This is a genomic window from Prevotella melaninogenica ATCC 25845, assembly GCF_000144405.1.
Lineage (GTDB): Bacteria > Bacteroidota > Bacteroidia > Bacteroidales > Bacteroidaceae > Prevotella > Prevotella melaninogenica.
Window position 1 is genome coordinate 791196 of the sequence record NC_014370.1, and the last position, 18528, is coordinate 809723.

Genomic DNA, 18528 nt, shown 5'->3' on the forward strand with positions numbered 1-18528 from the left:
ATTGTGCTTTAATTAGCTATCTTGTAAAAAGGTGGGGTTATGTGCATAAGAAACAGGTGGTAAATAGTAGGCTGTTTGTACTCCGCTCATTTGGTGTTGAAGCTTCGCACCATTGGTGTTAAGCCTCCGCACTATGTGTGCTAAGCCTCTTTGATCCGATAAAAGCTGGTGAGTAAGTCTACTATTGTAGGAACAATAAGCTACAGTAAGCCCTTAACGTCTTACTTGTCTGTTAATGTGTTTTCGGATGATAATAGCTTTAAATACGTTTCTTTACTGAATGTTAGTTATTGTCTTATCATTTATAGCCTTCTTACTTACTTAATGTAGAATGCTTGTGTAAGATTTTGATACCACATTGTGCGTACTCCATTATCGTCGTTTAGTACTTGTTCTTCTATCTTATATACTGCGGTAGTATCCTTTCCAAACTCTATTAAGCAGCGTTTAGCAGGTTTTGAAGATTTTGTTTTAATATTAGTTATCTTTAGTATTGATAATCCGTTAAATATAGCTTCTGCTTCAAGTATATCTTTGTTGTCATAAGGGATGATAACGGATAGTGTTCCGTTTGCTTTAAGGAGCCTTTTAGAATGGTAGATTAGTTCTTGGTGAGAGAGGGTGTCAGTGTGTCTTGCAGTTGTTCTTTGTTGTAAAGGATTTTTTAATGAATTAATAAAATAAGGTGGATTGCAAACAATTGCATCGTAAATTCCTTCTTCTTGGGTTTCACTGCATGGGATGTAATCTTGTAGGGAACTATTGAGAATGTTTATTCTATCATTAAATGGAGACGCTGAAACATTAAGATGCGCATCTTCAAGCGCTCCCTTGTCAATCTCGATAGCATCAATCTGAGCTGTAGAGAAACGTTGTGCCATCATAAGGGCAATGAGTCCTGTTCCTGTTCCTATATCAAGAATTCTTGTACCACCTTTTGCCCAAGCTCCGAGCAATACGCCATCAGTCCCGACCTTCATGGCCGTGTGGTCATCAATGATATGAAATTGCTTGAAAGTAAATCCCATTCGTCTCGTTTCAGGATTTATATATTCAGTTTACGAAGCAGATTTTTATTAAGTGCCTGTACCTTTCTACTTTGCTTCGTGAGGTCTTGTCTCATCAAATCAATGTTGTAGAATATTTCAGAAAAGGCGGTTTGCAGCATGTTGGGTTGTCTACAATCTTTCCCTCCCTTAGGATTGACTACGATATTTATTCCCTTTGGTACCACAGAGATGTCTACGTCAGCGCCAGATGTGGTAGGATCGCCGTCGTAATGAATAACTCCTTCTTTCTTGCGGCGTATATGAATATGTTTGGCTCTAAAAGTCTTTATCTTTAAGTTTTTATCCAACGTTTTGTTGAAAAGCTCAATGGCAACCTGTGGGGCTTCGATGAGGTCAAATGGTTCCATGATAATAATATCCAACAGACCATCGCTCATAGATGCTTGCGGAGCGATATAGGCATTATTACCATATTGTGAAGCATTGGCTGCTGATACGAGGAAAGCCTTATAACGATGTGTTCCATCCTCATCTTCTATTACATAAGTTTCAGGCTCATAGCTTAATCCTTCTTCAAGAACTTTCTGCATGTAAGTGATAGGTCCACGTTTGCCAGCTTCTGCAAATTTCATCGAAATAAAAGCATCAAAGCCCATTCCACACGTGCAGAAGAACGGATGGTTATTGATGATACCATAGTCGAGTGCTTTAACATCATAACAGTTTATGATGTCAATACATTTCTTTAGATTCATCGGTAGGTTTAGATGCCTTGCAAGTCCATTTCCTGAACCACAAGGGAGTATGCCTAAAGCTGACTTAGTATTGATAAGTGACCTTCCAACTTCGTTGACCGTTCCATCTCCACCCACAGCCACAACGAGGTCTACGCCTTCTTCCACGGCTTCTCGGGCAAGGTCGGTCGCATGACCCGCATGTTGCGTTTCTGCAATGCGATAGTCAAACTTGTCTTTATCGAGTCGTTCTTCAATAAGGTCTGGAATACCCGCCTTACTAATTGTACCCGATATAGGGTTTAGGATAAAAACTACTTTTTTCTTATTCATTGTGCCAAATAATTAGCGCATGGTTTATTTGTACAAAGATACATATTTATCAGTTATATCGTGGATATTATGAGAGTAAAAATGTTTAAAAATCACTTTTCTAATCAAAAAGACTTTTTTGTCATTCTAAATTAGTATCTTTGCAGCCTAAAAATAATATTTAAGTAGTCAATGACTACACCACATTAAAAAATAATGGGACAGTTACAAGACAAGTACAAAAGCTACCGCGAGCCGCAGAAGTTTATGGATGCAGGTGTTTATCCATACTTCCGCGAGATTACAAGTAAGCAAGGAACAGAAGTTACAGATATTGATGGCAACAAGATTCTTATGTTTGGTTCTAACGCCTATACAGGTCTTCCAAACGATCCACGTGTGATTAATGCTGCTCAGCGTGCCCTTGAGAAGTATGGCTCAGGTTGTGCCGGAAGTCGTTTCTTAAATGGTACACTCGATCTTCATGTTCAGTTGGAGAAAGAGCTTGCTGCTTTTGAAGGCAAGGATGAGGCGCTTGTTTTTTCAACAGGTTTTTCTGTAAATGCTGGTGTCCTCTCTGTTGTAGTAGGACGTGGTGATTATGTTATCTGTGATGACCGTGATCACGCAAGTATTGTTGATGGGCGTCGTTTGAGTTTTGCTACTCAACTTCGTTACAAGCACAATGATATGGAAGATTTGGAGCGTGTTCTTCAGAGACTTCCTCATGAAGCTGTTAAGCTGATTGTTGTTGATGGCGTCTTCTCGATGGAGGGTGATTTAGCTAATCTGCCAGCAATTGTTGAATTGAAGCACAAGTATAACTGCTCAATCATGGTTGATGAGGCACATGGTTTAGGTGTCTTTGGTCGCCAGGGTAGAGGTGTTTGTGATCATTTTGGCTTGACAGATGAGGTAGACCTCATTATGGGTACTTTCTCAAAGAGTTTGGCTTCAATTGGTGGTTTTATTGCTGGTGATAAGGATACTATTAATTATCTCCGTCATACCTGCCGTACATATATCTTTTCTGCAAGTAATGCACCTGCAGCAACAGCTGCTGCTTTGGAAGCTCTCCATATTATAGAGCAGGAGCCAGAACGTTTGGAACAGTTGTGGAAGGTAACTAATTATGCTTTGAAGCGATTTAAAGAAGAGGGTTTTGAGATAGGTGAAACAGAGAGTCCTATCATCCCTCTTTATGTTCGTGATATAGAAAAGACCTTTGTGGTTACAAAGTTGGCGTATGAGGCTGGTGTGTTTATCAATCCAGTAATTCCTCCAGCATGTGCTCCACAAGACACCTTGGTACGTTTTGCTTTGATGGCTACTCATACAGAGGAGCAGGTTGAACGTGGTGTTCAGGCTTTGACTAAGATTTTCAAGGCGCAAGGCATCATTAAATAAGTATTATCTATTTCCTTATTTAAAAGGATTTGTAATATTAAAACGATGGGGTTATTCTTATAGAGTAAGCCCATCGTTTTTTTAATACCTTATATATATAGGGCGATGGGTGTTAGGTGATGGGTGTTGATGTTTTGTTGGTACTTGAGTGTAGGGGGATAATTAAGATTGTGGCTTTATTAGGCTTATAAGCCCAATAAGCCTAATTGGCCTAATGAGCCTAATAAGCCAATTAGGGCATATAACAAAAGATATTTATTTAATAAATGTTTCTTTGGATTATTCAGCTTTTATTTCGTTTATTGTGTAGGATGATTCTTCATTATGAAAAGTTTTTATGAAAAGAATTTGTTGGTAATGGGTATAAAAGTTGTGGTCGGACTGTTATTATAAGTGAAGATATAGAGATATTTTTGAGATTTTAGACTTACAAGGATAGGAAAGTTCGTTCTTTTGCATCTATTGTTATCTTGTTTGAAAGCTACATTATCTTATGAAAATATTGTTTTGATTAAAAAATAAGATATTTTTTTGAGTTTAGACATTATAAGTACTCTATCTTCTTACTTGCTTGTTTATCAATAACTTTGTGTTTGTTTGATACTATGTGCAAACAAGAATCGTAAGAAAAGTATTAATTTTTATTGAAAAAAACATGGAAAAGTTTGGAGGTGTCGGAAATATATAGTACCTTTGCACTCGCAATTCGGAAATGAGTCAATCACTAATGAATATGCAACGGGGTGTAGCGCAGCTCGGTAGCGCATCTGGTTTGGGACCAGGCGGTCGCAGGTTCGAATCCTGTCACCCCGACTTTTTGTCTAACTCTTTAGAGAAAGAAAGACGTTAAATGCGGCAATAGCTCAGTTGGTAGAGCACGACCTTGCCAAGGTCGGGGTCGCGAGTTCGAGCCTCGTTTGCCGCTCATTGATATTCTGAATTATATAGAAGAAATTCTTCTAAATAATGCCCAGGTGGCGGAATTGGTAGACGCGCACGTTTCAGGTGCGTGTGTTTCACGACGTGCAGGTTCGAGTCCTGTTCTGGGCACTTTCTAAATCAGAATGTCTCGTATATGCTGGAGAGGTGGCGGAATTGGTAGACGCGCTACTTTGAGGGGGTAGTGAAAATTGTTTCGTGGGAGTTCGAGTCTCCTCCTCTTCACATAGAGTTTTGAAGTAAGTAGTTACTTACTTAGTAAATGCGGCAATAGCTCAGTTGGTAGAGCACGACCTTGCCAAGGTCGGGGTCGCGAGTTCGAGCCTCGTTTGCCGCTCTTTTTTAGAGAAACATACATAGCAATTTCTTTATGAATTTATATTTGCGATATTTCGATAATGAAGTATTAGTACACAATGTTGAGGAAGCTTTGGATTTCTTAAGTTCTATTCCCGACATTCAACTCACTCCAGAATTGGAAGATGATATTAGAAATTATGCTTCCAACGATGTCTTTTATCCAAAACGTTATAAGGTTCGTCCTCGAGTTTATTTTATAGTCATTAAGACTGAGGCAGCTACAATGATGGATTTTAAGCAGAAAAAAGCCCTTCGTCCGGTTGCTGATGGAATCGTGCGTAAGGATAATCCAGCTATTATGCATCTCAATGAGGAACGTGAGGGGTGGTATGAAGGTGAACTTGATTTTAAGCGTGTCGTCCTCATTCCTACTTCTGGTAAGCATGAATATCGTGATACTCATTTTGTAGCACAGTGTAAGGCTGTTTCAGGATGGGATTGCTATAATCGTATCGTTGAGTATCTAAAAGATAGGGTTGACAATAGAAGTCAGTTCCCTTCTGCTAAAGGTAAGAATTTTAAGTTTAGATATTTAGGTATGTGGAAGTAATTTCACATGCCTTTTTGCTATTGCTTTCTTATGAATAAAGTAATGTTAATTGGTAATGTTGGTCGAGAGCCAGAGATAAAATATTATGAGGCAGACCAATGTGTTGCCTCTTTTACTTTGGCAACAACGGAGCGTGGATATACACTTCCAAATGGTACGGTTGTACCTGATCACACTGATTGGCATAACATAGTTCTCTTTAAGGCATTGGCTAAGTATGCTGAGAAGTATATTCATAAAGGCGATAAACTTTATATTGAGGGGCGTGTGCGTTATCGTACTTATGATGATAAGAAAGGTATGCGTCGTTATGTTACAGAGATTTATGGTGACAACCTTGAATGGCTTTCCGCATCCCGTAAATCTGAAAGTGTGTCTGGAGAGAAAGTAGATGATAATGCTTCTGATACTACAGATAATTCTAATTTACCTTTTTAATGGATAGTTTTTTAGTAGTTTTTTCTTCTTATATAAGTATTAATCCAATAGATATTAGTGTGATTCTTGCAATTCTATTGGCTGTTTTTCTACTAAGTCTTTCGGCTTTTGCAAGTGCGTCGGAGATTGCTTTTTTTAGTTTATCTCCAACTGATATAGAGTCGCTTGACCCGGATAAGAATACTTCTGATAAGCTTATTCAGCAGTTTAGAGACGATAGTGAGCGTACGTTGGCAACAATTCTTATTACGAATAATCTTGTCAATGTTGCGATTATTATGCTGTGTAATTATATCTTTTCCAGTCTGTTTACTTTTAAGGAAGAGTGGTTACAGTTTCTTTGTGTTACAATTCTTTTAACCTTCTTACTTTTACTTTTTGGTGAGATTATTCCAAAGGTTTATAGTAGAAGAAATCCATTGGCATTCTGCAGAAGTGGTGTCAAAGGCATTGTTTTCTTCCGTAAGTTGTTTTGGCCTATCGAAACTATATTGTTGAAAAGTGGTGCTTTTGCTGAAAAGGTAGTTCAAAAGGAGAATCGTCAGTTGTCTGTTGATGATCTTGAACAGGCTTTAGAATTGACAGATAAGAATGATATTAAGGATGAGCAGGGTATGCTGCAAGGTATTATTCGCTTTGGAGATGAAACTGCAAAAGAGGTTATGACTTCTCGTCAGGATATTATAGATTTGGATATCCGCTGTTTATATGAAGATGTCTTGAAATGTATCGTTGATAATAACTATTCTCGTATTCCTGTTTATCAAGATAATCAAGATAACATACGAGGTGTACTTTATATTAAGGATCTCCTGCCTCACCTATCTAAGCCAACTAACTTTAGATGGCAGAGTTTGATTCGACCACCTTATTTTGTTCCAGAGACGAAGAAGATAGACGATCTCTTACGTGACTTCCAAGAAAATAAAGTTCATATAGCTATTGTCGTTGATGAGTTTGGCGGTACGAGTGGTATTGTTACTTTAGAGGACATTCTTGAAGAAATTGTTGGAGAGATTAATGACGAGTTTGATGAAGAAGAGCGTAACTATACAAAGTTAGGTTCTAATATCTACATATTTGAGGGTAAAACTCTCTTGAAGGACTTCTCTAAGATTCTTAATCTCCCAGATGATGAGTTTGATGAGATAGAAGGCGATGCTGATTCTGTTGCAGGTTTACTATTAGAAATCAAGGGAGATTTCCCTGCAGTACATGAGATGCTGGACTATAAGAACTATAAGTTTGAAGTCTTAGCTATTGAAGAGCGTCGTATTAGTAAAGTTAAAGTTACTGTTTGTGGTAAGGATAACGAATGATGTTGAGGGTAAGGTCGTCATTGGTCTGTTGGAGATAGAGAAAGGAAGACAGGCTGAGAACGATGGGGTACATTATGTTTTAACGGAAATGTTAGGCTATGAGCCTTTAGTAGAACATAATGAGGATGGTAAACCAATGATAGAGGGTTATCATATAAGTATATCTCATACTCTTGGTTATGTTGCTGTTATTCTTTCTCGTGACTATGAAGTAGGTGTTGATATAGAATACGTTTCTGATAGAGTAAACCGTATATCATCACGTTTCCTAAGAGATGATGAGGTCTTTCCTGGTACGACAGATAAGCTTATTGCTTGGTGTGCCAAGGAAACTATGTATAAACTCTTTTCTTCTGAGCATTTAGCTTTAAAAGATATAAAAGTAGACCCGCAGTCAAGCTTAGTAACTAATATGAAGCGTAATATCACGCTTAAGTTTCAGTGTGAGTGTTCTTCAAAGTACATTTTGACTTATACTTGGTATTAAGTCTTATTTTATTTCGTCCTTACTGGCACATCTTAATCACAGATAATAGTTTTGATATCATAAATGCATATAATGATATAAAAAATTCATTATGCAGTAAAAAATGTTTAAATAATTAATTTATTTAGTGTTTGACTTGTTTTTTATTTTCATTTTACCTATATTTGTAACAGTCATTTAGCGGGTAACGTAATATATTTACCATTTAGTCTAATTAATAGGAGGTATAAACATGAAAGAAAACAAAACACGAGAATTTTTCGAAACTCATGATTTCGAGAATCAGAACAGTCAGGAACATACCGATGCGAATGAAACGCTTGGTGGTGAAATTTGGTACAACTAATGTTGTATGAGTTTAGATTATATATTTTATAATTGATTTTAGGAACGCACTTACTCTATGAGTTTAAGTGCGTTTTTTGTTTTGTTTAAACTTTTTGCATTATCTAAATGGGTCAATTATTCTGGTTACATACTTATTTTAGTGAATCTTACTTATAGTAAACGGCAGAGTATGTATAAATGATAATTGCTATTTGTTTACTTCGTCAGAAATGATTACTTTTGTATCTGTAAAAAACATATTATGAACGAAGCAAACGTAAAAAGGGAGGAACTAATACTTATACGTATAACAGGACAAGATAGACCAGGATTAACAACTGCGGTGATGTCTATTCTTGCTTGTTATAATGCCCATATTTTAGATATTGGTCAAGCTGATATCCATTCTACTTTATCACTTGGTATTCTTATTCGTATTGATGATCAGGGTGCCGGGCAGGTAATGAAAGAACTGTTATTCAAGGCTACGGAACTTGGTGTAAATATCGGTTTTGCTCCTGTAACAGATGATGAATACGAAGATTGGGTTAATAGACAAGGGAAAAATCGTTATATTCTCACGATTATTGGTAGGTCTTTATCAGCTCGTAATATTGAGGAGGCTACTCGGGTAATTACAGAACAAGGTGTGAATATAGATTCTATTCTTCGCTTGACAGGGCGTCAGAGTATTCGCAAAAGTAATCAAAATGTCAGAGCATGTATAGAGTTTTCATTGCGTGGTACTCCTAAAGACTATAGACAGATGCAGGCTGACCTCATGCAGATGAGTCACGAGCAAGGAATTGATTTTTCTTTGCAGAAAGACAATATGTACAGGCGTATGCGTCGTCTAATATGTTTTGATATGGACTCTACACTTATTCAGGCAGAATGTATTGACGAATTAGCAAAACGTGCTGGGGTAGGAGAGCAGGTTGCTGCTATTACTGAACGTGCAATGCGTGGTGAAATTGATTTTAAGAAAAGCTTTACAGAACGAGTTGCTTTGTTGAAGGGGCTCGATGCTGATGTCATGAAGGATATTGCCGAAACAATGCCTATAACAGAGGGCGTTGATCGCTTAATGACTGTTTTGAAGCAGTGTGGATATAAGATAGCCATATTAAGTGGTGGCTTTACTTATTTTGGAGAGTATCTACAGCGCAAGTATGGTATTGATTATGTCTATGCTAATGAACTTGAGATAGATGAAAATAATAAACTTACAGGGCGCTACATTGGTGATATTGTGGATGGTAAACGTAAGGCTGAGCTATTAAAGTTATTAGCACAAGTAGAGAAGGTTAATCTCGCTCAGACTATAGCTGTTGGTGATGGTGCTAACGATCTTCCTATGCTTTCTGAAGCTGGCTTGGGTATTGCCTTTCATGCTAAACCACGTGTACAAGCTAATGCTGAACAAAATATTACTACTATCGGTTTAGATGGTGTACTTTACTTTCTTGGTTTTAAGGATAGTTATTTGGGTGAAGCTGGTAAACTTTAATCAAAATAGGTTTATTAAAACCTGAACATATTCCGATAAGGGATGTATCAAATATATTGTAATCCTATGAATATATTTGATACATCTTTTTTATTGAAACTTATTATTGTTTGGCAAGTTCTTACTGTATAGGCTTGGTTTAACCCAAATCGGTCATTAGACCACAATATGTATAATTCTTATTACTATGGTATTGTTTCCTAACATATTTTATTTTCTTATCGGCATCTTGTCCGTCTTTTTAACTTGACGTAGCCTGCTACGCCTGCGTTATAAAGCCAAACAATTTGCTCGATAATAAAACAAAATATGTTTAGGCTCTAAAGACCGATTTGGGTTAATGTTTTCCAATATACCCTTTTGTTATAACGTCCCCCATAATTTGTTCTTCATGTATGTGTTGTAAGTTAGCACATATTGTGTTAATGCTCCGCACATGTTGTGCTGATGCTCCGCACACGTAGTGTTGTTGGTAAGTTATAGTACAAATAAAATAGGATACCCTTGTAGAGTATCCTATTTTATTTGTTAGAAATTCCACCAATGCTTTTTCTTAGGTGGTTTATGATCTTCAAACGAACGATGCGCAAAGTTACGGTTTTCCCATGTTTCGTTATTGGTAATCATTTGATAGATAGTTCCCCAGTCTGGTAATCCACCAAGATTACGGTCATCAATAAACATTTCTACCTTTAACTTTCTTGAAAAATGATTGTTCTTCTCTTTTTCTTCTTCAGGATAATCCTTGTTCACAGCCCAAAAATCTACCCCACGTTCATGGCACCAATCAACAGCCTCTTGGAGTAGTTCGCCTTCTCTGACGCTCCATAAGATAAGTTGGTGACCATCTTTAATCAGCATTTTAAGCGTATCGGTAGCGAAAGGAATTTCGCTACCGATTTTAGGATATTTATGTTCTACGATGGTTCCATCGAAGTCAACTGCAATAATCATTGTCTGTTAGTTTATCGCTTTATAGAGTCATCGTGCTTATTGCCATAGTGGCTGTTAGCATAGTTACCATAATTGCCATAGTTTCCATACTGTCCATAGCTTGTACCGTAGCTTGCTCTACCATATCTACCATACTTACCATAACCGCCATAGCCATAGTAATAGCTATATTTTCTCTTAGACATGTCAATACCATTGAGAACAATAGCCATGTTAGGGAACTTCTTCTCGTTTGCAAGTGCATTAATCAAGTTGAAGCTTGACTTTGGAGTATAGTCTGCACGACACATATAGATAGAAGCATCTGCAACGCGCGCAATCTGAAGAGTATCTGTAACAAGACCGACTGGTGCGGTATCAATCATGATATAATCATATTTCTCCTTCAAGAGATTAATGATAATATCTAATGAATTACGTGCAATAAGCTCTGCTGGGTTTGGAGGAATTGGACCTGCCATGAGGAGATCAAGATTCTTATTAACTCCTGAAGGCAAAATCTGCTCATGTATATCTTCCATCGTTGGATTATCCTTTACAAGAAGGTTTGTAATACCATGCTTGTGATCATTGATACCGAACAACTCTGCCAAACGTGGACGACGAATATCAAGACCAACCAAGATAACTTTCTTGCCTAAGAGACCGAAACTAACAGAAAGGTTTGCTGCGTTAAAGGTCTTACCCTCACCAGAAGTAGATGAAGTGAAGAGTACAACCTTCTGTCCTTCCTTAAGCATAAACTGAAGGTTGGTACGCATTGAACGGAAGATTTCTTCCATCTGGTTGTTCTGGTTTTCATGTACAACGATATCTGCTTTACCCTTCGCCTTATTACTTGCAATAGCAACGTCTGCAATGATTGGTAACTTGGTAAGGCGAGCAACATCGTCATGGCCCTCAATCTTATAACGGAAGAATTGTAAGATAAGGATTACCAATACTGGAAGTACTAAGCCAATTAGTAAAGCAACAAGCATAATTGATGTTGACTTTGGACTAATCTTACCTAACAACTGTGGGTCATCAATAAGTTTACCTTTATCGGCTGTTGCTGCCAAAGAAATGTTGTTTTCCTCACGCTTTTGGAGTAACATCAGGTACAAACCAGACTTTACTTCCTGCTGACGGTCAATCTGTGTCAGCATTCGTTCCTGCTGTGGAGTCTCAGCAACCTGTTCATTAAACTTATTAACTTGTGACAAAACTGCATCACGCTGAATCTGTAGGTTCTGACGTGCAGCACCAATCGCACGACGAATGTTACCATTTAGCTCACGAATTTGTGCTGTAAGTGGTTCTACAACAGGAGAACTTTCTGAAGCACTGCGGAGTAAACGATTACGCTCAAGTACTAACTCGTTATATTTGTTAATCAGAGATGTAGAACTTTGGTCATCCAAACCTACATTAGAAGGAATTACTTGAGAAAGATTACGAGATGAACTCTCGACCTCTCTTGCAATTGTATTGAACAATTCAATCTGTGTCTCAACCTCTGCAAGCTTTAATTCTGAGCTATTCTGATTTGCTACAGAGTTACCTGCATTCATCTTCAACTCTACAATACCATTTTGCTGTTTATAGTTCTGCAACTGACCTTCGGTCTTGCCCAGTTCGGCATTAATCTTACCCAAACGGTCATTGATGAACTTGTCTGTACGAAGTGCAATGGTATTCTTGTCCTCATTTGCTTGACGGTTATATACAATTGCTAACTGCTTCAAGTAATCAAGAGAACGCTGTGGTACTTCGTCTGTAAGCTGCAGCTGCGCAATAGAGGTTGACTTTGCTGTCTGTGCAACTTGAAGTTCGTTGACATACTTGTTAGATGCCATTCTTGGTGAGAGAATGCTTACATTAAGTACATCTGCATTCTTTAATGAATGTCCATAATTAGAACTAATAGTAATAATACCAGCGCGAGTAGCTATTGTTGCAGGAAGGCTGGTGAACTTTCTATTAATAGAGTATGGACCTTCATTTGAGTTGTCGTTAGTTGGTACATAGTAAGTTCCAGTAACAGTATATGTTAAACTGTCTCTTGTTATGCTCAAGTTAATGGGAGCATTCAATCTCTCAAGATGAGCCTGGTCTACATCAACGTTAAGAGGTTGATTGCGATAAAGAATAATGTCTTTTACTCTTCCCTTTGTTGAGTAGTTAACATATAACTTCAAGTCTCTAATAGCATCTTCAGCAATAGAGTGTGATGTCAGAATCTCCATCTCGTTATCAATACCAGTTGAGTTTGAGATAATACCAAGATTTGACATGTTCTGTAAAGAGGAACCACGTCTATTGCTATTACTTTCGTCCTTAATCAGCAACTTTGCAGTAGCCTGATACATTGGTGTGGCATATCTAAGATAGATTGCTCCTAAGCTACCGAAAATAATTAATGACAGTACGAACCAGTACCAGTTGAGTACGATGGTTCGATACAAGGTGGCAAAATCAAAGGAGGAGTTACCTTCATTAACTTCAAGTTCCTTCCCTTGCTCTAATTTAGTTGTTTCTTCCATATTTATTACTTTTCTTATTATTCAGTAAGGAGTTTATTTTGGGTTACTCTTCTCCTCAGCAAGCTGAAGGAGATATTTACCATAGTTGTTCTTAATCATTGGTTGTGCTTCTTCTCGAAGCTTTTCTGTGGTTATCCAGCCTTTTTTGTATGCTATTTCTTCCAAGCATGCAACCTTAAGTCCTTGTCGTTTCTCAATACATTCAATGAAAGTACTTGCCTCCGACAAACTGTCATGTGTACCAGTGTCAAGCCATGCAAAACCACGTTGTAGAGTCTGTACCATTAAATTATTTTCTTTAAGATAGCACTGATTGACAGTTGTAATCTCTAACTCTCCTCGTGGAGATGGTTTAATATTCTTCGCAATCTCAACAACACTATTAGGGTAGAAGTAAAGTCCTACAACAGCGTAGTTACTCTTTGGATGTTCGGGCTTTTCTTCTATGCTAAGACATTTTCCAGTCTTATCAAATTCAGCAACACCATATCTCTCAGGATCATTTACATAATAGCCAAATACTGTAGCTTTGTTCTCTCTTTCAGCCATTTGTACGCTATTTTGTAATAATGAACTGAAGCCTGCTCCATAGAAAATATTATCTCCCAAGACCAAGCAAACAGAATCATTGCCAATAAACTTCTCGCCTATGATAAATGCTTGCGCAAGGCCATCTGGTGAAGGTTGTTCTGCGTATTCAAAGCGTACTCCAAAGCTACTTCCATCTCCTAAAAGACGTTTAAAGCCTGGTAAGTCAAATGGGGTAGAGATGATTAGAATCTCTTTAATTCCAGCCAGCATCAAAACTGATACTGGATAGTAAATCATTGGTTTATCGTAAATTGGTATAAGCTGCTTGCTTATTCCTTTTGTGATAGGGTAGAGGCGTGTGCCTGAACCGCCAGCGAGAACTATTCCTTTCATAATAGTATGGTTTGATATCTGTTTTAAATTAGTAGTTATTGTTTATCTTTATATGCTTTAACGCTAAATACCTATAGACGTATCCTACCATATGTGCTTTAAGTGCAAATATGGGTGGTAATAGGGCTGTACTCAATATGAACAAGTCATTGAGGACAACCAATCCTTTCGTTAAGTATTTGTCGTTACACGCTTTCATTTGCAATATTGCTATCTTGATTGCAAAGGTAATAAATTTAATTTAATTAAAAGCTGTGAAAATGAGAAATCATTTACTTAATAGGTGAATTTCATGTTTTTTTATTAACTTTGCAATCGAGTAAAAATTAAAAGTTCATCTTAATAACTTTAAAACTTTAAACAAAAGATATGGGATTCTTATCAAAACTCTTTGGGAAGAATGATGCTACACAGTCAAAGACTGGTGGTATGGAGGACTATATGACACTTGTTCGAGTTTATTTTCAAGCAGTGCTTGCAACTCGTTTGGGTATCAATAATTTAGCAATGCTTCCAGATTTACGTACCTACAAGCAGACTTTTCGTGTCCCTACGTTGAATAATAAGTTGGGACCTGGCGAAAAAGCAAGTGTGCGAAAGACTATGAAAAATATTTATAATGTTGATGATAACTTCTTTGATGAGATAGATGCAAGCATCAAAAAGAATTGTAAGAAAATGCAGGATATCCAGCCTTATCTTTATCAGTTCCAAGGTTTCACACAAGATTTGATGATGCTTGTGGGTAATTTGATGAAGTTTAAGTTGCGGGTTCCTGGCTTTTTCAAGAAAGCTATCTATACGATGACGGAGAAGACTGTAAATGACATATACGATAAGAATAGTTTCTCTGATCCAGGTGTTATTAAGGCTGTTATGTCAGTTCGCCAATATAATCAGCGTCTTGGATTTAGTCGTAAATGGACCACAGACTTCGTTTATCAAGTAGTTTCACTTGCTAAGAAGGAACCTAAACCTGCTGAAGAGGCAGAGTCAAAATAATTAAGCATATATTTGCTTAAATAGAAACTTTAATGTAATTTTGTAGCCAAAACGAATAGATTAGCTATGAATGCAAATGAGAAGATTCTGAATACGTTTGCGACGCGTGTTCGTCAGATGATCTTTCAGTACGAAGCACTGAAGAAGGAAAATGACGAGTTATATGCACTTGTCGGCCAACGTGAACAGAAGATAAAGCAACTGCAGGATGAGTTATCTCAAGCAGAAGCTGATTATAACTCGTTGAAGATGGCTAAAATGCTTGAAGTTACGGATGGTGATATGGAAACTGCACAAAAGCGTGTTGCCAAACTTATCCGAGATGTAAATAAGTGTATTACACTTCTAAGTGAGAAATAAAACAGAATATAATGGCAGACGATAAGTTACATATAAGATTGCATGTCTATGATGCAGAACTCTCCGTAAACGTTCCACGAGAGGATGAGGAGTATTATCGTTCGGCAGCCAAGCTTATTACCGACACAATTAATACTTATTCAACTCTTTTTAAGGGTAAGAAGGGGGATAAGGACATTATATATATGGCTATGTTGGATATTGCATTGCGATATAAGAAAGAAGGTGTACGTAATGATACTGCTCCATTCAATGATGTTCTCAGTAAACTCACTTCAGAAATTGAAGATGCACTGAAGTAATAGTGAGAATATTTAATTTAAATCATAAAAAGAATCAATGAGTCCAATAGTAACAGTTATAATAGCTGTGGTATGCCTTTCAGCAGGATGTGCTGGTGGATTTGCTATTTTCCGTTATATCTTAACTGGAAAATACAAAGATACAATGGATAAAGCAGAGAAAGCTGCAGAGGTAATTAAAGAGAAGAAACTTCTTGAAGTTAAGGAGAAGTTTCTTAATAAGAAAAGTGAACTCGAGAAAGAGGTTCAACAGCGCACATTGAAGATTCAACAGGGTGAGAATCGCTTGAAGCAGCGTGAGGTTGCATTGAATCAACGTCAAGAAGAGATTAATCGTCGTAAGCAGGATGTTGATCAGCAGCAGCAGCGTGTTGATAATGAGAAGAAGCTACTGCAGATTAAGCAGCAGGATCTTGAGAAGATGCAGGAGCAGGAGCGAATGAAACTTGAGGAACTCTCTGGTCTTAGTTCAGAAGAAGCTAAGAAGCGTTTGATTGAAAGTTTGAAGGATCAAGCAAAGCTTGACGCAGCCTCATATATTAATGAGATTGTTGATGAAGCAAAGCTTAATGCTAATCAGCAGGCTAAGAGAATAGTTATCCAGACCATCCAGCGTGTTGCAACCGAAACAGCTATTGAGAATTCAGTAAGTGTTTTCCATATTGATAGTGATGAGGTGAAGGGACGTATTATTGGTCGTGAAGGTCGTAATATCCGCGCTTTGGAGGCTGCAACAGGTGTTAAGATTGTTGTTGATGATACTCCAGAAGCTATTGTTATTTCAGCTTTTGATCCTGTTCGTCGTGAGATTTGTCGTTTGGCACTTCATCAGCTTGTTGCTGATGGACGAATTCACCCAGCACGTATTGAAGAAGTTGTTGCTAAGGTTAAGAAGCAACTTGATAATGAGATCATTGAAACAGGTAAGCGTACAGCTATTGACCTTGGAATTCATGGTCTTCATCCTGAGTTGATTCGTATTGTTGGTAAGATGAAATATCGTTCTTCATATGGTCAGAACCTTTTGCAGCATGCCCGTGAAACAGCAAATCTATGTGCTGTTATGGCAAGTGAGTTAGGTTTGAATCCAAAGAAGGCAAAGCGTGCAGGCTTATTGCATGATATCGGTAAGGTACCAGACGAAGAGACTGATTTACCACATGCTCTTTATGGAGGTAAGATTGCTGAGAAATATAAAGAGAAACCAGATATTTGCAATGCCATTGCAGCTCACCACGATGAGGTTGAGATGACTACACTTCTTGCACCAATCGTTCAGGTATGTGATGCCATCTCTGGTGCTCGTCCAGGTGCTCGTCGTGAGATTGTGGAAGCTTATATCAAGCGTCTGAATGATCTTGAAGCGATAGCAATGAGTTATCCAGGTGTAACAAAGACTTATGCTATTCAGGCTGGTCGCGAACTCCGTGTAATCGTTGGTGCTGATAAGATGGATGATGCAGAAAGCGAGAAGCTCAGTTCTGAGATTGCAGAGAAGATACAGAATGAAATGACCTATCCAGGACAGGTTAAGATTACGGTTATTCGTGAGATTCGTTCTGTTGCTTATGCAAAGTAAAGTTTGATTTTATTTGAATTATTATAGAAAGCACTCCTATATGGGGTGCTTTTTTGTTTTACTATTTATATTGAAGTAATTTATATGAATAGCAAAAGGGACAGTAGATATTTAGTGGGGATAGGCATATATTTTGGCAAGTCTAAAAAGAAAGAAACTTTTATCTACAACTCCTCTTAAGTTAGCCCTAAATAGTTTTATTTTTGCATTGAAGGATTCCGCAGCAGCATTTGTAGATCTGTTAATATAAAAGTTAAGAATGTCTTCGTAATGCTCGTAGAAAGTTGCAGCAATGACATTAAAGGAATGAAAGCCAGCTTCTGCGACATTATTATACCATTTTGCCAATGATAGTCTGGCTGCATCTTTGATAGTATTCTTAGCAAAAATCATTCTTAGCGAATGTGATAAACCGTAAGCCTTCTTAATGTCAGGATATTCTCTGAACAGTATTTTGGCTCTTAGCTTCTGTTCATCAGTCCATTTCTCTGATGATTTGAACAACAGGTACCTACTTCTTACCAGCAGTTCACTACGTGTATCTCCATTTTCAAAAGTCAGTGGTTGATACGTTATCTTTTCTAACTTCGCATTCTCTTTCTCGTCATTTGCTAGCTGTAAAGCTGCCCAGCGATACTCTATTCTCATCTGTTGCACGGCATCACTTGCAAGTTTCTGTATATGAAAGCGATCAATCACTCGTTTAGCCTTTGGAAAACAATGCCTTACAATCTTACGCATACTATCGGATAAGTCCAAGGTGACCTCTTCTACGGCTTCCCGTTTCTTTTCATCTATCTTATCCAATACCTTGCAGACATCCAAGGATTTGGTTCCAGCAACAATGGCTACAAGACATCCTTGCTTGCCGTGTTTGTCCCTATTAGTGATAATCGTATAGAGTTCACCATTGGACAAGGATGTCTCGTCTATTGCTATATTCTTACCAATATTATCCTCAAAGAGAAGCCACTTCTGAGCATGAGACAACTGATCCCAAGACCTGTAACCACTTAGTGTTTCCTTGTATTGTTTCTCAAAACTACGTCCATTGATATGATAGAATTCCTCAAGCGTACGGCAGGTCACTGGGGATGTCTCCATACGTTTCTTTTAAAAAAGCTCCGAACTCTTTGGAATAACGAGTGCCGGAGGCTGTAATATCTATCTGCAAGGGAAGAGAGAAACTCTTACCTGTACGAATATCTATCCAGCGACGTCGACGAAGAACCAAAATAACCTTATGGTCACGAATCGGAAAGTCCGTCACCTCGACAGCTTCCATAAAGCCTTTTGATTCAAAATGAAGATCATCGGAAAGTTCTTTCTCCATCTTCTCATCAAGATAAATACGTAACAATGAAGTATCAGACTCTATCTTAACAATAGAGAAATAATGTAATACATCACTGGGTAAAACGAATTCGGCTAACTGATATAGATATTTTTCTTCCATGATACAAAGGAAAGAAAAATATATTAATTAAGA

The 18528-nt window shown here is 37.7% G+C and carries 17 protein-coding genes and 5 tRNA genes; 15 read left to right on the forward strand and 7 right to left on the reverse strand.

Going from position 1 to position 18528, the window contains the following annotated elements:
* Nucleotides 1-317: 317 nt before the first annotated feature.
* Both HMPREF0659_RS03010 and HMPREF0659_RS03015 read right to left on the reverse strand, forming a co-directional pair.
* Nucleotides 318-1028 carry a tRNA1(Val) (adenine(37)-N6)-methyltransferase gene (locus tag HMPREF0659_RS03010; RefSeq protein WP_013264063.1) on the reverse strand — a complete coding sequence of 237 codons (711 nt, stop codon included), beginning with the start codon at nt 1026-1028 and terminating at the stop codon, nt 318-320.
* Between the two features lie 17 nt (nt 1029-1045).
* Nucleotides 1046-2077, reverse strand: a complete 1032-nt coding sequence (locus tag HMPREF0659_RS03015) for a diacylglycerol/lipid kinase family protein (RefSeq protein ID WP_013264317.1) — start codon at nt 2075-2077, stop codon at nt 1046-1048.
* A gap of 195 nt (nt 2078-2272) precedes the next feature.
* Here HMPREF0659_RS03015 and spt point away from each other — a divergent pair, with 195 nt between their 5' ends.
* The 11 genes from spt (at nt 2273) to serB (ending at nt 9393) form a co-directional block, all read left to right on the forward strand.
* Complete coding sequence (spt, locus tag HMPREF0659_RS03020) at nt 2273-3463, forward strand: serine palmitoyltransferase (RefSeq protein ID WP_013263839.1); 1191 nt, start codon at nt 2273-2275, stop codon at nt 3461-3463.
* A 739-nt stretch (nt 3464-4202) separates the two neighbouring features.
* Nucleotides 4203-4276: transfer RNA gene (locus tag HMPREF0659_RS03025), tRNA-Pro, on the forward strand.
* Nucleotides 4277-4315: 39 nt separating this feature from the next.
* Nucleotides 4316-4388, forward strand: a tRNA-Gly gene (locus tag HMPREF0659_RS03030).
* A gap of 43 nt (nt 4389-4431) precedes the next feature.
* Nucleotides 4432-4513: transfer RNA gene (locus HMPREF0659_RS03035), tRNA-Leu, on the forward strand.
* Nucleotides 4514-4543: 30 nt separating this feature from the next.
* A tRNA-Leu gene (locus HMPREF0659_RS03040) sits at nt 4544-4627 on the forward strand.
* Nucleotides 4628-4666: 39 nt separating this feature from the next.
* Nucleotides 4667-4739 (forward strand) — tRNA-Gly (locus HMPREF0659_RS03045).
* 33 nt (nt 4740-4772) lie between these two features.
* A complete protein-coding gene (locus HMPREF0659_RS03050; protein ID WP_013264786.1) occupies nt 4773-5312 on the forward strand; it encodes a hypothetical protein in 540 nt (179 codons plus the stop codon).
* 30 nt (nt 5313-5342) lie between these two features.
* Nucleotides 5343-5750, forward strand: coding sequence for a single-stranded DNA-binding protein (locus HMPREF0659_RS03055; RefSeq protein WP_174254473.1), 408 nt, complete (start codon nt 5343-5345; stop codon nt 5748-5750).
* A complete protein-coding gene (gldE, locus tag HMPREF0659_RS03060; protein WP_044045844.1) occupies nt 5750-7069 on the forward strand; it encodes a gliding motility-associated protein GldE in 1320 nt (439 codons plus the stop codon). Before HMPREF0659_RS03055 ends, gldE begins: the two co-directional genes overlap by 1 nt.
* Entirely contained in the window at nt 7050-7556 is a 507-nt protein-coding gene (locus HMPREF0659_RS03065) for a 4'-phosphopantetheinyl transferase family protein (RefSeq protein ID WP_013264313.1), read from the forward strand. Before gldE ends, HMPREF0659_RS03065 begins: the two co-directional genes overlap by 20 nt.
* Nucleotides 7557-8145: 589 nt before the next feature.
* Nucleotides 8146-9393 carry a phosphoserine phosphatase SerB gene (gene serB, locus HMPREF0659_RS03070; RefSeq protein ID WP_013264539.1) on the forward strand — a complete coding sequence of 416 codons (1248 nt, stop codon included), beginning with the start codon at nt 8146-8148 and terminating at the stop codon, nt 9391-9393.
* A gap of 528 nt (nt 9394-9921) precedes the next feature.
* Here serB and HMPREF0659_RS03075 read toward each other — a convergent pair.
* Genes HMPREF0659_RS03075 through rfbA form a run of 3 tightly spaced genes read right to left on the reverse strand, consistent with a single transcriptional unit; the run spans nt 9922 to nt 13796 of the window.
* On the reverse strand, nt 9922-10347 hold the full coding sequence (locus HMPREF0659_RS03075; RefSeq protein WP_013263968.1) for a BT0820 family HAD-type phosphatase: 426 nt from the start codon (nt 10345-10347) through the stop codon (nt 9922-9924).
* Nucleotides 10348-10358: 11 nt separating this feature from the next.
* Nucleotides 10359-12872 (reverse strand): GumC family protein, encoded by a 2514-nt coding sequence (locus HMPREF0659_RS03080; RefSeq protein ID WP_013264620.1) that lies wholly within the window; start codon nt 12870-12872, stop codon nt 10359-10361.
* Between the two features lie 33 nt (nt 12873-12905).
* Nucleotides 12906-13796 (reverse strand): glucose-1-phosphate thymidylyltransferase RfbA, encoded by an 891-nt coding sequence (gene rfbA / locus HMPREF0659_RS03085; RefSeq protein ID WP_013263978.1) that lies wholly within the window; start codon nt 13794-13796, stop codon nt 12906-12908.
* Nucleotides 13797-14165: 369 nt separating this feature from the next.
* Here rfbA and HMPREF0659_RS03090 point away from each other — a divergent pair, with 369 nt between their 5' ends.
* The 4 genes from HMPREF0659_RS03090 to rny all read left to right on the forward strand — a co-directional run bounded on the left by HMPREF0659_RS03090 (nt 14166) and on the right by rny (nt 17039).
* Nucleotides 14166-14798 carry a hypothetical protein gene (locus HMPREF0659_RS03090; RefSeq protein ID WP_004360860.1) on the forward strand — a complete coding sequence of 211 codons (633 nt, stop codon included), beginning with the start codon at nt 14166-14168 and terminating at the stop codon, nt 14796-14798.
* Between the two features lie 66 nt (nt 14799-14864).
* Nucleotides 14865-15158, forward strand: a complete 294-nt coding sequence (locus tag HMPREF0659_RS03095; protein ID WP_013264340.1) for a hypothetical protein — start codon at nt 14865-14867, stop codon at nt 15156-15158.
* Nucleotides 15159-15169: 11 nt separating this feature from the next.
* Nucleotides 15170-15460 (forward strand): cell division protein ZapA, encoded by a 291-nt coding sequence (locus HMPREF0659_RS03100; protein ID WP_013264202.1) that lies wholly within the window; start codon nt 15170-15172, stop codon nt 15458-15460.
* A 37-nt stretch (nt 15461-15497) separates the two neighbouring features.
* A complete protein-coding gene (rny, locus tag HMPREF0659_RS03105) occupies nt 15498-17039 on the forward strand; it encodes a ribonuclease Y (protein ID WP_013265005.1) in 1542 nt (513 codons plus the stop codon).
* A 111-nt stretch (nt 17040-17150) separates the two neighbouring features.
* Here the strand turns inward: rny and HMPREF0659_RS03110 are convergent, their stop codons facing one another.
* Together HMPREF0659_RS03110 and HMPREF0659_RS03115 are read right to left on the reverse strand one after the other, a co-directional pair.
* Complete coding sequence (locus HMPREF0659_RS03110) at nt 17151-18143, reverse strand: ISAon1 family transposase (RefSeq protein ID WP_013263886.1); 993 nt, start codon at nt 18141-18143, stop codon at nt 17151-17153.
* Nucleotides 18109-18495 (reverse strand): ISAon1 family transposase N-terminal region protein, encoded by a 387-nt coding sequence (locus tag HMPREF0659_RS03115; protein ID WP_013263850.1) that lies wholly within the window; start codon nt 18493-18495, stop codon nt 18109-18111. Before HMPREF0659_RS03115 ends, HMPREF0659_RS03110 begins: the two co-directional genes overlap by 35 nt.
* Nucleotides 18496-18528: the final 33 nt, after the last annotated feature.